This window comes from Pseudomonas sp. GW821-FHT10B02, from assembly GCF_059415665.1.
In genome coordinates this window covers 15836-30423 of the sequence record NZ_JBWKNR010000009.1, presented here as the reverse complement: position 1 = coordinate 30423, position 14588 = coordinate 15836, and the positions used below count along the sequence as shown (strand labels likewise).

16 protein-coding genes are annotated in these 14588 nt (G+C 60.5%); 7 read left to right on the top strand and 9 right to left on the bottom strand.

Annotated elements, in window-relative coordinates:
* Positions 1–107: 107 nt before the first annotated feature.
* On the top strand, positions 108–530 hold the full coding sequence (locus AC07OF_RS14825; protein ID WP_495073061.1) for a GNAT family N-acetyltransferase: 423 nt from the start codon (positions 108–110) through the stop codon (positions 528–530).
* Positions 531–604: 74 nt separating this feature from the next.
* On the top strand, positions 605–1738 hold the full coding sequence (locus AC07OF_RS14820) for a pyridoxal-phosphate-dependent aminotransferase family protein (RefSeq protein ID WP_495073060.1): 1134 nt from the start codon (positions 605–607) through the stop codon (positions 1736–1738).
* Between the two features lie 150 nt (positions 1739–1888).
* Here the strand turns inward: AC07OF_RS14820 and AC07OF_RS14815 are convergent, their stop codons facing one another.
* The 5 genes from AC07OF_RS14815 to AC07OF_RS14795 form a co-directional block, all read right to left on the bottom strand.
* Entirely contained in the window at positions 1889–2818 is a 930-nt protein-coding gene (locus AC07OF_RS14815) for a malate dehydrogenase (RefSeq protein ID WP_495073059.1), read from the bottom strand.
* A 108-nt stretch (positions 2819–2926) separates the two neighbouring features.
* Complete coding sequence (locus AC07OF_RS14810) at positions 2927–3574, bottom strand: DUF2459 domain-containing protein (protein WP_495073058.1); 648 nt, start codon at positions 3572–3574, stop codon at positions 2927–2929.
* 164 nt (positions 3575–3738) lie between these two features.
* Entirely contained in the window at positions 3739–5055 is a 1317-nt protein-coding gene (locus AC07OF_RS14805) for an NHL repeat-containing protein (protein WP_495073057.1), read from the bottom strand.
* Between the two features lie 389 nt (positions 5056–5444).
* Positions 5445–6173 carry a lytic transglycosylase domain-containing protein gene (locus AC07OF_RS14800; RefSeq protein ID WP_495073056.1) on the bottom strand — a complete coding sequence of 243 codons (729 nt, stop codon included), beginning with the start codon at positions 6171–6173 and terminating at the stop codon, positions 5445–5447.
* Between the two features lie 174 nt (positions 6174–6347).
* Positions 6348–7208 (bottom strand): CAP domain-containing protein, encoded by an 861-nt coding sequence (locus AC07OF_RS14795; RefSeq protein ID WP_495073055.1) that lies wholly within the window; start codon positions 7206–7208, stop codon positions 6348–6350.
* 364 nt (positions 7209–7572) lie between these two features.
* Between AC07OF_RS14795 and AC07OF_RS14790 the strand changes: the two genes are divergently transcribed.
* Positions 7573–8445, top strand: a complete 873-nt coding sequence (locus AC07OF_RS14790) for a GNAT family N-acetyltransferase (protein WP_495073054.1) — start codon at positions 7573–7575, stop codon at positions 8443–8445.
* A complete protein-coding gene (locus AC07OF_RS14785) occupies positions 8445–9338 on the top strand; it encodes a polysaccharide deacetylase family protein (RefSeq protein WP_495073053.1) in 894 nt (297 codons plus the stop codon). Before AC07OF_RS14790 ends, AC07OF_RS14785 begins: the two co-directional genes overlap by 1 nt.
* 67 nt (positions 9339–9405) lie before the next feature.
* Here the strand turns inward: AC07OF_RS14785 and AC07OF_RS14780 are convergent, their stop codons facing one another.
* A complete protein-coding gene (locus AC07OF_RS14780) occupies positions 9406–10062 on the bottom strand; it encodes a Bax inhibitor-1 family protein (RefSeq protein WP_495073052.1) in 657 nt (218 codons plus the stop codon).
* A 633-nt stretch (positions 10063–10695) separates the two neighbouring features.
* Between AC07OF_RS14780 and AC07OF_RS14775 the strand changes: the two genes are divergently transcribed.
* Complete coding sequence (locus tag AC07OF_RS14775; RefSeq protein WP_157192314.1) at positions 10696–11100, top strand: DUF6632 domain-containing protein; 405 nt, start codon at positions 10696–10698, stop codon at positions 11098–11100.
* A 225-nt stretch (positions 11101–11325) separates the two neighbouring features.
* Positions 11326–11463, top strand: a complete 138-nt coding sequence (locus tag AC07OF_RS14770; protein ID WP_495073051.1) for a hypothetical protein — start codon at positions 11326–11328, stop codon at positions 11461–11463.
* Positions 11464–11536: 73 nt separating this feature from the next.
* On the opposite strand, the gene AC07OF_RS14765 is transcribed toward AC07OF_RS14770, so the two are convergent.
* Positions 11537–12262: a tellurite resistance TerB family protein gene (locus AC07OF_RS14765; protein ID WP_495073050.1), complete on the bottom strand. Its 726-nt coding sequence runs from the start codon at positions 12260–12262 to the stop codon at positions 11537–11539.
* Positions 12263–12426: 164 nt separating this feature from the next.
* Between AC07OF_RS14765 and AC07OF_RS14760 the strand changes: the two genes are divergently transcribed.
* Positions 12427–13047, top strand: a complete 621-nt coding sequence (locus AC07OF_RS14760) for a DcrB/PsbP domain-containing protein (protein WP_495073049.1) — start codon at positions 12427–12429, stop codon at positions 13045–13047.
* 75 nt (positions 13048–13122) lie between these two features.
* On the opposite strand, the gene AC07OF_RS14755 is transcribed toward AC07OF_RS14760, so the two are convergent.
* Together AC07OF_RS14755 and AC07OF_RS14750 are read right to left on the bottom strand one after the other, a co-directional pair.
* Positions 13123–13557 carry a GFA family protein gene (locus tag AC07OF_RS14755; RefSeq protein WP_157192310.1) on the bottom strand — a complete coding sequence of 145 codons (435 nt, stop codon included), beginning with the start codon at positions 13555–13557 and terminating at the stop codon, positions 13123–13125.
* Between the two features lie 71 nt (positions 13558–13628).
* Positions 13629–14570, bottom strand: a complete 942-nt coding sequence (locus AC07OF_RS14750; protein ID WP_157192309.1) for a carbon-nitrogen hydrolase family protein — start codon at positions 14568–14570, stop codon at positions 13629–13631.
* Between the last annotated feature and the right edge of the window lie 18 nt (positions 14571–14588).

Below are 14588 nucleotides of genomic sequence, written 5' to 3'. Positions count from 1 at the left end.
GTCATTCATTTCCGATTTTTAGCAGGTATGGCAGACTCTTCGTTTTTGCGGGCGCCTTGCGAGAAACCATGGATATTCGACGGTTCAGAGTCGGGGATGAGACTGCGTTGTTCGACGTCTTTTATTCTGCCATTCATGAAATCGCGTCACGCGATTACACTCGCGAGCAAATCGAGGCCTGGGCTCCTGCTGATCTTGATCAGATGCTATGGACGGAGCACCTGCGAAATCTCCGCCCGTTCGTGGCTGAGGTCGACGGGAAAATAGTGGGCTATGCCGACATTCAACCGAACGGTTACATCGACCATTTTTTTGTGTCGGGTACTCATCCTCGGCAAGGAATAGGCACTTTACTCATGAACCGTATCCATAAAGAAGCCAGGTTACTTGGCATTTGCGAACTTACTTCAGATGTCAGCAAGACGGCTGAACCGTTTTTTGAATTACACGGTTTTCATGTTGTACGGCGAGGTTTCCCGATCCGTCGGGGTGTAACGCTTCAGAATGCATTGATGCGGAAAAACCTATAATGCGACACATGAATGGTGGCCTGCATGCGCTAGCTGGGTCGAACCACTGACATCTCTGCCAAAGGAGTCACCCCATGTCAAAGCTCTATCCCAGTATTGATCCTGAGGGGCTGGTTGAGTACTCGGTGGTCTACACCGACCGCTCGCTCAACCACATGTCGCAGTCCTTTCAAGGCGTGATGAAGAACATCTCCAGGACCCTGAAACAGGTCTACAACGCCCAGGCTGTTGCGGTAGTCCCGGGCAGCGGCACATTCGGCATGGAAGCGGTAGCGCGACAGTTTGCCACCGACCAGCAATGCCTGGTGATACGCAACGGCTGGTTCAGTTATCGCTGGAGCCAGATCCTTGAGATGGGCAACATCCCGGCGGCCACCACGGTGCTGAAAGCCCGGCCGGTCGATACTGGTCGCCAGGCCGCCTACGCTCCACCCCCGCTGGACGAAGTGCTGGCAGCCATTCAGGCGCACAAGCCGCAGATTGTCTTCGCCCCCCACGTTGAAACCTCATCAGGGATTATCCTGCCCGACGACTACCTGCGGGCGGTCGGCGACGCCGTGCATGCGGTGGGTGGCCTGTTTGTGCTGGACTGCATCGCCTCAGGCACGATTTGGGTTGATATGCAGGCGTGCGCAGTCGATCTGCTGATCAGCGCACCGCAGAAAGGCTGGAGCGCCTCCCCTTGCTGTGCCCTGGTGATGCTCAGTGCGTTGGCCCTCGAGCGCATCGAGCAGACGCAGAGCAGCAGCTTTGCCTGCGACCTGAAAAAGTGGCTTCAGATCATGCAGGCTTACGAACAGGGCGGACATGCCTACCATGCGACCATGCCCAGCGATTCCCTCGCGCGATTCAACGAAGTGATGAACGAGATGCAAGCCTACGGTTTCGACAAGGTCCGCGGCGAACAACAGGCGCTGGGCGATCGGGTGCGCGCAATGTTGACCGGCAAAGGCATCAAAAGCGTGGCCGCTGCCGGCTTTCAGGCCCCTGGCGTAGTGGTGAGCTACACCGATGATGCCGACATCAAGAGCGGCAAGAAATTTGCCGACCACGGCCTGCAGATCGCCGCCGGAGTGCCGTTGCAATGCGACGAGCCGGCCGACTTCCAGACCTTCCGCATCGGTCTGTTCGGACTCGAAAAGCTGCACAATATCGAGCGCACGGTCAGCACCCTCGAGCAGGCACTGGACGAGGTGATGGTGAACTAGGCCCTCACTTGGGTCGACCTAAAGCTGCCCTTCACGGAGGGCAGCTGACGGCCACAAGCAGCCATCGAATGTCCACTGATTCAGGGGCGACTCACACACCGAGGCGATCATCGTCATACCACGCTATTGCGCCCCCTCATACAGCCCCGCTCACAGCGCTTTCATTTCAGCAATATCACGCACCACCTGATCGGCAGAGTGGTCGAACATCGCCTGCTCCTGCGCATCCAGCGGCAACTCGATCACCCGCGCAACCCCCAGCTCTCCCAGCACACAGGGGACACCCATGGCGATATCTGTGCGCCCGTACTCGCCTTCGAGAATCGCGACCGTCGGCAAAATGCGGTTTCGCCCATTGGCGATTGCATCGACCATCTGTGCAATGGCCACGCCCGGCGCATCGCAGGCGCTCCCGACCTTCTTCAAACCCAGAATCTCGCCGCCACCCTGACGTGTACGCTGCACAATCCGCTCTATCTGCTCATTGGACAGAAAGTGCGACAGTGGCACCGAACCGACCGCACAGTAGCGCATCAGCGGCACCATGCTATCGCCATGCCCTCCGAGCACCAGCGCGGTGATATCCCGAGCAGAAAACCCTGTTTCCTCGGCAATGAAACACTTCATGCGCGCGGTATCCAGCACCCCCGCCTGGCCGAACACCCTGTTGCGGCCCAGCCCACTGAGGCTGCAAGCCCGGTAGGTCAGCACGTCGACCGGGTTCGACACCACCAGCACCGTCGCCGCCGGGGCATGCCGATTGATATCGCGCATGATGCCATCGAGAATTGGCAGATTGATGCTCAACACATCCTGACGCGACTGACCAGGCTTGCGCGGCACACCCGCGGTAATCACCACCAGGTCAGAATCCTGCAGCAATTCGCCAGTGGAGCCGCCGTAAACCCTGGTATCAGAACCTGACTCAACCGCCGCCTGCCAGACATCCAGCGCCTTGCCCTTGGCCAAATCACCCTGCACATCAATCAGCATCAACTCACGGCAGTACTCTTCCCGGGCGATGATCTGCGCCGCCGCCTCTCCCACTATTCCGGCACCCACAATTGATAGTTTGTTCACCTCATACCTCCCTGCGGGTCGCGCCATCAGCAACATGCCCGCGTGTACAGGGAAGTATTACCCGCAAATGCCAAAAGACCACCCGAGGGTGGCCTGTATTTGCCATCGTCAGCGTGGGCTAGCGATAACCAGACAGGATGCACCCACCGCTGTCGCCCGGCTTAACTGCGACATGACGTTCCCCGCCGTAATCGCCGCTGCAGGCGACATCGGGCAGCCGCTCGTGGCCAACGCCTCTGCGACCCAGGTATTGCAGGTATAAAACAGCGAATAGCTACCCTCGGCCTGGTAGAACCGGCTCTCTCCATACAGGCCAGGCCCAAGCACCGCCAAGGTGCCCGTGGCTGTATGGGTGAAGGTCGCGGCCACGAACGCGAGCAGTCGCCGGTAGCCGTCCTCGGTCACCCGCACCTCGATGACCTCGCTTGCGGCGAAACGCCGCCTGGGGTCCCCGTCAATCCTGACCGCATGCAGCACGGTTGCCGTCGACCCGAACAAGGCGCGCAGGGCGAGGCTCAAGGTGGCCTGTGGGGCTCGGTAAAAGTCTTCATCACCCCAGCCGAACTCAACGAAGTCGCCGTCGCCGAACGCTTCGGCCAGTGCGGGAAGCACCTCAAGCAGATCGGGGCGCGCAATTGCCAATCCGGTATGCAGGCCGTGATTCACTACATAGAAGGACCGCCAATCGCCGCCCTCGCCCCTTGGCGGGTCCGACGCGGTAGCGCAGCCGAACAGCGTCAGGATCAGGGCCAGCACCGCAATGCGCATGCACAAGAGAATGGAGGCTCGCTAATGAACGTGGAAAACCCCGGCAGAGATGGTTGCTATACCCCAGAGGTTGAAGGTCAGTCGCGCGGGCACTGCGGGATCCACAGTGCCCGGCGCGCGACTGATGTCAGGTACTGCGGCCATCCGCCAACTTAACGCCCAAGCGGACTTGCTGGTTGCCTGGTGCCCAAGGCGCCTACAGGTGCCTGCTGCTGGGTCGCGCATTGGGGGTCATTTTCAAAGCATGCCGTCGCCGCTTCACCGCCCTGCGCTTCGCAGACCGGGCCACAGATTGCATCTTGTTCGGCACCGGAAGCGCAGTCCAGCGCCGCGCAAACATCAACGGTAGTGCCATTCTGGCAGAAGCACCGCAGCAGGTTAGGCCCGCCGGCAACCACCTCCTGGTAATTCAACGTTTTCGCGTCGGTAGCGCCAAAGGTCAAATACCAGGGCTCGCGCAGCTGGCCACCGCCCCTGGCCGGAGGGACAAACAACAGGTATTGCTTGCTCGCCACGTCGTAGCGACGCACCTCTCCGGTGTTGGTGATGGGCACGAACAGTTTCTTTTCCGGCCCAAACAACAGCGCCTGGGCGAAAGCGCGGTCCTTGCCCGGCTCATAAAGATTGATCTTGTCGACGAATTTGCCGGTTTGATCGTAGATGCGGATCGAGTCCGTATCACTGTTGTTGGCCCTGAAACTGGTGACATACAGCCGACCGTCGGGGCCGAAGGCCAAGCCCTGCGGCCGATTAAGCTGGCCCACCCCGCCTTTGTCGGCGATGAAGCTGCCGCGGAACTTGCCGTCAGCGGCAAAGCGCAAGATCTGCCCACCCAGCTCGTCCTTCTTCTGGCCGTGCACCGACACATAGAGAAGGCCGTCAGGGCCAAACACAATGCCCCGGGGATGAAAGTCACCGTGAGACGACACACTCCTGAAGCTGCCCAGAAGTGTGCCTGCTGCGTTGTAGGTCAGGAGCCTGCCCGGCGAGTTGCCGGGGCTGGACACGCTGCTCGCGGCGTAAAGCACCTTTTCCGGGAACGCCTCACGGACGATACCGAACGGTGCAAACGGAGCATTTTTATCCGTAGAAGGCACCCAGGCACCCAGGAAGGCGCCCGTGTCGCGGTTGTAGCGCAACACCGATCCTGGCTGTTTGCTCTCGACATTCTCGTTCGCGACCACCAATTGCTCCCCATCCACGAACATGCCCCGGGGCCCGACCAGCCCGCCGCTTTTTGAGCGCACGAAGGCGTCCGGGTTATTCGAAGGATCTAGGTCGCCATCGAGGAACGCCCCTGATACGGCGTCGAAACGCTTGACGGTCTTGTCAGCGGCATCGCCGATATACAAAACGTCGGCACTGAAGGCGCTGCGGATACTCAATGCGCCGGCCAGTGCCAGCACTGAACAGAGCACCAGCAATAGAGCGCTGACCATTGAATAGATGTTCACGCGAGGTGTATGCATGGACGCATTCGCTCCTGGTACGTTAGGGGAAACGGACACCCATACCCACAGACGCGACTCGCCGTTGGCATCATCAGCACCAGACGCCCAGCGACCGCGCTTGAGCGCCCACTGGGCGTTTCGCGTAAGTAAAGATCTGCCCATGAATATGTCAAAACAATATCAGCGCTCAGAAGACCGGCGGTCGCCACGCCGACCGGCACGGTAAATCCGGCTCCAGGTTACGAATCTGTCGGGAGGAGAGATGATCCGAGCCGTGAAAACGACTCGGAAATAGACAGCCACGGAACACGGTCGTCAACCGCCCCATAGCTGCCCTTTACGAAGGACTTATTTCGGCCAATAGCGAATCCTAAGCCACCCTGTTCCGGGTTATGCGCCCTACGCTACTAGCGATGGTTGCGATATCGTTCGGTCAAGGACTGCACGCGGGTGACGTAGGTTTGCGTCTCGGCGTAGGGAGGCACCCCGTTGTACTCGACCACGGACGCTTCGCCGGCGTTGTACCCTGCCAACGCCAGCATCTGGTTGCCGTTGAAGCGCTTGAGCAGCCAGGCCAGGTAGCGCACGCCGCCACGAATGTTCTGTCGTGCGTCGAACGGATCGTTCACGGCGAAACGCGCGGCGGTGGCGGGCATCAATTGCATCAGCCCCTGGGCGCCGGCTACGGAAATAACGTTGGGGCGAAACGCCGACTCGGCATGTATCACGGCGCGGACCAGCGCCCTGTCGACGCCATATTGACCCGCAGCGGCTTCGATCTCGCGCCGATAGGATTGGGTGTCCAGGCGCAGTGAGGCGACCTTGAAATCCTTCGGCGCCATGCACAGATAGCAGCCCTTGATGTAATAGAGTTCAAGAACATCGACCCGCGCGGAGATCCCGACGGGGCGCCGGCTCACATATTGACGAACACCCCGGTGGACGAAGGTGAACACCCGAACCCGCACCGCGCCTGGGTCGTCACCCCGCACAACCCGTGGCTGGGCCATTGCCTTTGTGCCGGCGTTGGCTTGGCACGTGAACATGGCGCTGGCGCACAGTGGCGTGACCAGCAAGGCCAGCTGGATGCAGCCAAGCAGGCTCTTGCGAGCCCATCGCCATGCTCTGAAACTCATCACATCGCTCCACGCCGCAGGCGCCGGTCAGGCCTGGATCGCCTGGCCCGGTCGCTGCCTTTGGAGGGCCTATCCTATTGTGGGTGACCCGCCTTTTGTTCTGGTAGTTATACCCCTTGTACCACCCCTTGTAACCGGCCTTGGAACTTGCGTTGACGTACGGGCTAGCGCCTCTCAAGGCGCGCCGAACAGCATCGTCCAATACACGCCCTCATCGCTGCGCGAGTTCGCGGCATAGGCCGCCCCCACCTGGGTAAACATCGGATTCATCAGATTGGCGCAATGCCCGGGGCTGGCCAGCCAGCCGGCCATCGCCTTGCTCGCGGAGCCCTGTCCGGCGGCGATGTTCTCGCCGATCTGACGGCCACGGTAGCCGGCGTCCCTTGCCCGGTCTGCCGGCATATCTCCGTCGGGGTCACGGTGCGCGAAGTAATTGCTGTTGGCCATCGTCCGGCTGTGTTTCTGCGCCGCCGCCCCCAGGGCGGTATTCCAGCTCAACGGGCGTGCCGCAGCGAAGCGCTGGCGACCACACAGGCGCGGCTTCGCCCGTGCTGCGTTGACCTGTGCCAGCAACGCTTTGCTCGCGGATCGCCCATCGCCGAGCTGAGCATCGAGCAAGGGCCGCGCCAGCACCACCCGCCACTCGTTCCGGGCGCGGCTGACGCCGATATCGGCAAATTGAGTATCGAGCAGGGCTGTGCAGTAGTCGCTCTGGAGCATGTCAAAGGCCTCCTCGGCGTCTTGCGCGCCGACCAGACGGATGCTGCGCACCGCCACCGCCTGATAGCCGGCAGCCTTCAACCTTTCCCGCAAGGCGCCGCCATAGCCGACCGGCAACGCCAGGTTCGACTTCAACACCAGCGGCGTCGAGACCCGAACCACACGTCTCTCGCAGCGCTGGGGCTCGGCGCGGTAGTCGTTGATGGCCTCCACCAGTTGCCTTTCCGCGCTGGCATGGGCGGGGCTGGCGAACAGGGGGAACAAAGGAATCAGGCAGAGCGAGACAAAGCGGGAGCAGCGGACGGCTTGGCGCATGGGGTGAACAGCTCTGATGGGATGACGGCGGTAATGCCGAAAAAAGGGCTCGGCTAAGACTGCGTTCCTCATCACAAGGTTCACGAGCAAAGGGGACAAATTTATTGTTGGAGCAAGGTGACGTGACGGCCTGGATCACTACTCGGATTGAAGCTATACCGAAAGGGTTAAGAGTGGTGATGGACCACATGCTTGATTAGGCTCTGTACGAAATATGCCTGCGCGACGCTCATGCTGCGTTGAAAACAGGCTCGGAATGCTCATTTACAACACGTAAACTCCGCTTCCTCGCCTGTTTTCGCCTTGCCTGAGCGCCGCTCGGCGATATTTCGTACAGACCCTAGCAACTGAGGAGAGCCTCGCGGTGTCGAATCAGCTGGTCATACGCAACATGACCCGTCCCGAGCTGGACGAGCTCGTCGATTGGGCTGCCCGTGAGGGGTGGAATCCCGGCCTTCACGATGCCGAGTTGTTCTGGGCTACGGACCCTGCCGCCTTCATCGCGGCGTCCCGCGGTGACGAGTTGATCGGCGGCGGCGCCATCACCTCCTACAACGGCGAATTCGGTTTCATGGGTTTTTTCATCGTCCGGCCTGAATATCGCGGTCAAGGTCTGGGCAATACCCTCTGGCACGCACGCCGCGAGCGGCTCCTCGCCCGCCTCCGCCCCGGCTCGAGCATCGGCATGGACGGTGTCTTCACAATGCAGGACTACTACGTCAAGGGTGGTTTCGTCTTCTCCCATCGCAACATGCGTTTTCGTGCCGGGATCACCGAGCGCCCGGCGCCCGCACAGGTAGACGATCAGGACATCGTCCCATTGGCCAGCTTCCCGTTCGATGAGGTTGTCGATTACGACCGCACCTGCTTCCCCGCCGCGCGTGAAACCTTCCTGAGCGGGTGGATAGCCCAGGCCGACGCACTCGCCGTGGGTTGCCAGCGCGCGAGCAGGCTAAGCGGCTACGGTGTAGTAAGGCGCTGCCGGGAAGGCTACAAGATCGGCCCCTTGTTCGCCGATGACGCCCTGGCAGCCAATGCCCTTTACGCGCGCCTGGCGGAATTTGCCGAGGGTGGCCCGCTGTTTCTCGATGCCCCGGAGAATAATCCCGCCGCGATGGCGCTCGTGCGCCAACAGGGCATGAGCGAGGTTTTCGGCTGCGCACGCATGTACCTCGGCCCTCCTCCGGCGATCGCGCACGAACGGGTGTTCGGCGTCACGACCTTCGAGCTGGGCTGATGTCCGCTCGCGACCTCATCGGTTATGGCGGCTGCCCTCCCCACCCGCGATGGCCTGGTGAAGCGCGCGTCGCGGTCCAGTTCGTACTCAACATCGAAGAAGGCGCGGAATCATGCATTGCCAATGGCGATGCACAGTCGGAGGCCTGGCTTCATGAGCTACCGGGCCGCCCGCCGCGGGTGGGGGAAGCGGACTTGAGCGTCGAGGGCATGTACGAATATGGATCGCGCGCTGGTGTGTGGCGCATTCTGGAGCTGTTTAGCGTCCGAGGATTGCCGCTGACCGCCTTCGCTGTCGGTCGAGCACTGGAACTCACCCCGGCGATTGGCCATGCGCTCTGCGCTGCCGGGCATGAGATTGCCGGGCATGGCTACCGTTGGCTGGACTATCGCGACATACCTGAAGACCAGGAGCGGCGCCATATCCGCCTCACCCTCGACGTGATCGAGCAGAACTGCGGTAAACGCCCGGTAGGTTGGTACACCGGAAGGGTCAGCCAGAACACCCGCCGCCTGTTGCGTGAGGAAGGCGGGTTTCTCTATAGCTCGGACGCCTACAACGATGACCTGCCCTATTGGCTCCCAGGCTCGCCCGCCCACCTGGTGATCCCTTACACGCTGGTCAACAACGACGCCCGCTATCTGCTGCCGAACGGTTTTGCCTGCGGTGAAGACTTCTACCGGCTGCTCAAGGATGCTTTCGACCTGCTGTGGCAGGAGGGCGCGCAACAGCCGAAGATGATGAGCGTCGGTCTGCATGGGCGGATCAGTGGCCATCCTGGTCGTGCGATGGCGCTGGCACGCTTTCTCGATTACGTGCAAGGCCACGACGCGGTGTGGATCTGCCGGCGTGAAGACATTGCCAGGCACTGGATAACCCAATTCCCCGCGTGAGCGGCCAGTGATTCGAAACGGCCTGAGTCACGCTGGCCGGGATTTTGTGCCGTAGCAGCTGCGCAACTCACTTCCTGGACATGATCCGCAAGATCCGCAGGAACAGATTGATGATGTCCAGATACAGCGATGCGGCGCTGTCGATCGCATTGTCCACGCTACGCTCGATCTGGTTCGCACGTCCCCAGTCCACCCCGATATAGCCACAGAAGATCGCTGCAACGATCCAATCCATCGCCGCCAGACGGGTGCCGAACAACCAGGCTTGCCCCAACTCGACGACTATCGCAACCACCAGGGCGATAAACAGCGACGCTTCAATGCGTTTGAAGAAGCCGGGAAACGCAGTACCCAGCAGCATCATGCCCACGGTCAGCAAGGCGGTCGTTTGCACGGCTTTAATGATGTTTTGATGCGAATAGTCCGGGAGCACAATGACCAGCAGCAAGCCTATCGGAACCACGATCAGGTTGTAGCCGAGAAAGCTGTACAGCGGTTTCTCAGACTTGAATATGATGGCGACACCCGTCAGCGTAGTGATCATGTAACCGGCCAAGAAGAGCAGCATGGGGATGGCCTTAATAATGTCGGCCGGCACAGTGGTTACCAGATACCAGTTGACGGCAAAGCCCCACAGCAGCACTGCACCGAGGATGAGATTGTAGACGTTGGCCGAAATCTGATGGTTGGTTCCGACCCGGTTGAAAGTTTCGTTTTGCAGCATGTCCTTTATGTTCCCTGGATACTGTCTCTGTGAATGCTGCCCGGAATGACGGGCGTTCAATGCCACCTGGCTGAGCCGCTACTGTTACTCGAGATCGATGGCTCGAAGCGTGGTGATATTACGATGCCGGATACGCTCCGACAGCGAGCGTGATGGTAACCATAATCACCTGCAAAATGGACCAAGAAATGGCACTTCGACTTAGGCCGCATAATTTCAGCGTTTGAGGGGTGAGGTGACGATTGGGTTTCTGGGGATCTCGTACAGAGCCTGGCAAGGAACACCTGAACTTCTGGCTCCAGGCTTTTTTTTCGCCACTCTATATTGGCCAGAAGCGACCTCAACTCGCCGCTGGCGACAGGCATATATCCGCCCCATAGATGCCCGTCGCAATAGGCAGCTATCGGTCAGTAGCAGCCGATGGACGCAGCGATAGCAAATGAGTAGCTATGCTTGGTCTACTGCTGGAACTGATTGAGCAGATTGGGCTTTCCGTCCACGGTGTATAAACCCCTTCAGCGATTACCCGACTGTCAGAATGCCCGGCCTAGTCAGGGATAGACGACAGAACAAGGAATGTTACCCACCAAGCCCTTGAAGGCCTTATCACCCCACTTGGGGTAGGAGTCCGCCATGACTGTAGTCGACCGCCTCAGGTATTTGCGCGTCGTTCTGGTTTTGGCTGGCCTCGCGTGCCTTGCTCTCTACCCACTTATGCTGTTCTGGCCGTCTGGCTGGGCCTGGCACGTCGGTCACTCGGACTACCCGATGATGATCGTTGGCATCTACGCAACACTTGGCGTGTTCTTGATCCTGGCCGCACGTGATCCATTAGCCAATCTGAGCCTAATCTGGTTCGCCATGTGGTCTAGCGCCGTGCACGGAGGAATCATGGCCGTCCAGGCGGTCACCCAGCCGGGGCAAATGGGGCACTTGGCAGGTGACGTACCGGCACTCTTCATCGTGGCGATTGCCTTGGCTATCTTGACGCCTCGCTCGCAATTGTCCGCTCGGCCCCGGACACAAAATGGGACCTAAGCGCAAGTTTGACTGTAAGGATCGGGACGAAAATCGCGTTTCTACGCAAATTTTTGCTCTGCTGATCAACCAAGCGCCGACAGATTTTATTTAGCAACGCAGTCTTCAGACGTCCGTGCCGGTGTCTCGTCCGAAAGCGCCCTGATCCACGCCTCCGTCCTGCTCAAAAGCGCCTACCAGACCAACGCCCACGCCTGTGAAATGGTCAATGCCGAGGTGCGCGGTTTGCTTTGGGCTACCGAGCAATCGCTGGAGATGAGCCTCGCACTGGTCGAGGCGTTGCTGGACGAAGTCGAAGCGCGCTCGGCAACGGCAGCGTTGTTGCGTCGCTCGATGCACGCAGGCCAATCGGCGGCGGGATGAGAGTGCAGGCAATCTCCCGGGCCTTGCCTGCGCTGGTTTCAGATAGATGAAGAGCGCAGGCATCTCCGCCCGGTCAGGCGACTCCCTTGGCCTGCTGTTCCAGGTGCGCCTGCAATGCCGGATCGAGTTGCAGTGCGCCGGCCAATTCGTCAAGGTAGGCCCGCTCTGCGTCCTGCTGGTCATCCACCAGCATCACGCTGGCCAGGTACACTTCCGCCGCCATGCCCGGGTCCTGGGCCGACTGAGCCACCTCGGCAGCATCGAGTGGCTTGCTGACTTCCTCATCCAGCCATTGCTGCAGTTGCGGGTCGCTGGTTTGACGTTTGATTTCAGCGTAGATCAACTGTTCTTCTTGCTTGTCGATGCGACCGTCAGCCTTGGCTGCCGCAATCAGCGCGCGCAAGATGGCATGGCTGTGATCCTCGGCCTCGGGGCCGGACAATTGATCGACAGTACGCACCGCCTGTTGCGGGGCGGTCGCCTGGCTGCGCTGCCAGCTTTGATAGGCCTGGAACGCCATCATGCCCAACGACGCCAGGGCCGCGTAATTGGTGCCACCCGCGGAGCGCCCCTGGGTATAGCCGCCAGTGTTGCCGCCACCACCGCCACCCAACAGGCCGCCGAGTAAACCACCCAGGCCAGCACCGCCACCTGTCGCACTGCCGCCGCCAAGCAAACCGCCCAGCAAGCCGCCCAAACCGCCCAGGCCGTCTTGCGATGACATGCCGCCGCTCCCTTGTTGCGCTTGCGAGCCCTGCCCGGCCCGCAGTAACTGTTCGAGTAGATCACTGGTGTTCATGGCTCCGCCCTCGGTCGGTAGTCGTTGCCCAGACAAGCAACGATAGCCCCCTCAAGGCGATCCGCCATGACCGTCTGGCCGACGGGAAACCCGGGGCTTAACGAGCAGGCAGGTTTATGTGAGCATAACCACCCTGCCATGCCCCCTGCCCCATGAGAGGCCGTATGTCGATTTTCAACACAAGAACCCTGACGCTGACCCTGGCCGTCGTCGGCCTGTTGGGTCTGTCGAATCTGCATGCCGCCGGCAAACCCAGCACCAAGCCGACACCTGAAGTAAACGTCGCGGTGCTCGGCGGCAAGTTCAGCTTCAACCTGCCGGCAGGCTTCAACGCCAGCCCTCTGAGCGCCGATGAACAGAGCAGCGAAGGCGCCGACGCCGTGGGTACCCTGTATGCCAATGCGCAGGAAAAGCGCGTGGTCATGGTGGTCGAGAAACCGCTCCCCGAAGCGTCTCGCCCCGGCGACAACGACGATGCCTTCCTCGACGGCGCCGTCAGTGGTTTCGTCGACCGCCAGAGCGCCGGGCTGCCGGACTTTCGACAAACCGGCGAGTCACGCCTTAACCGCAACGGCCTGGGTGTGCGACAAGTCGACAGTACGGCGACCCTGGGCGGCGGCAAAACGTTGAACAGCACCTTTATCGCAGGCTCCGGCGATCGCATGGCAGTCATCCAGGTCATTTCCCGCGGCGACGATGCCAGCGGTCATGCTGCGCTGGTCAAGCGAATCGCGGATGAATCTTCGATGCCGATTTCAGAATCGCCCAAAAATCACGGTAAATAGCAGGCAAGCCCCCTAGGGCTTACAACGCTTTGTCGGTGCCCATACGTTGGAGCGCCGAACGCTACCGTACTGGCGCTATTCGTCCACGCTGACGCCCGATCCCCCTAACTCACCAGGGACATCCTTCAGCTTGGGCAACCCGTCTTTAATGCGCAGCCTGGTCTCCTGATAGTGGACATGAACCTCTGGCGAATACGCCAGATCCGGGATGACTGCGGCATACACGTCGATGAGCCCCATCCCCGGGTGTTCGGTGAAAATATGCCCGCCGCAAAGCTTGCACCATTTGCGAAAACTCTGCGGTGTCTTGTTGTAGCTGCCAATGTTCTCAGCCCCCCGAGTGACTTGCAGCGCCTCGGGTTTCCACAGCGTGAAGGCATTGACCGGTGCTGCTGACCAATGTCGACACGACTCGCAATGGCAATAGCCCATTGCCGCTGGCTCACCGCTGACGGTGAACTCGACTGCGCCGCAAAAACAACTGCCTTTGTAAGACCTTTGAGTGCTCATGGAACGACTCCTTTATCAGGTGTGACACACATCGCCGAAGCTGGAATGGATCGCCTGAAATCAGGTTAGCTTCATCCGTCGATGAAACTCACCGGCGTCGCCGGCGTGCGCCGCACCTGCAACTCGAAGATGTCAGGGCGCGCATAGTGCCCGGTGACGTCAAGCGCCCGCCGCGCCGGCGCCACGAGTGACACGTCGATGTCTGCATACAGAATGCCTGCCTCTCGGTGTAATGGACCGGCCACGATCCGCCCTTGAGGGTTGACCACCACCGAGTCGCCGTCGTTGATCCACTCTTGCGGATCGGGAAACAGTTGCAGGCGAGCCGGAAAGTCATCGGGAATGTCGCTGCCGCGCAGCGAGGTGCCACTGCCGAGTACCCAACAGCGGCCTTCAAGGGCAATGTGGCGCATCGTGCTGATCCAGCCATCGCCCGTGTCGTAGGTGGGGGCAACGTAAATTTCCACCCCTTGGGCATACAGAGAATAGCGTGCCAGCGGCATGTAGTTTTCCCAGCAGATGAGCGTACCAATGCGCCCGACGGGGGTATCGACCGTACGCAACCCGGACGCATCACCGAAACCATGGACCATGCGTTCGGGGTTGGTTGGCATCAGCTTGCGATGCCGGTTGAGCACTTCGCCGTTCGCACCGATAACGACTACGCTGTTGTAGAGCGTGCCGCCGCCATTACGCCGCTCGCATTCATTGATACCGCATACGATTGTCACGGCGTGAGCGCTGGCGGCCTCGCACAGTTCGTTGAGGTCACCGTTTGCGATATCAACGGCGTTGGCCAGCAGACGCGTGTGCAACTGGCCGATTACCGCCCCGTCTTTTCCCGCCGCCAGCCGCCAGATCCACGACGGATAACCTGGAATGAACGATTCGGGCAAAACGATCAGCGCGGCGCCGGCCGCCGCGGCCTCGGCGACCGATTGCACAGCCCTGGCGATCGTCGCGCTGCGATCGAGCAGCACGGGTGGCCGCTGAATGATGGCTATCGTGGTCATGGCGTTCTCCTGAGGCGG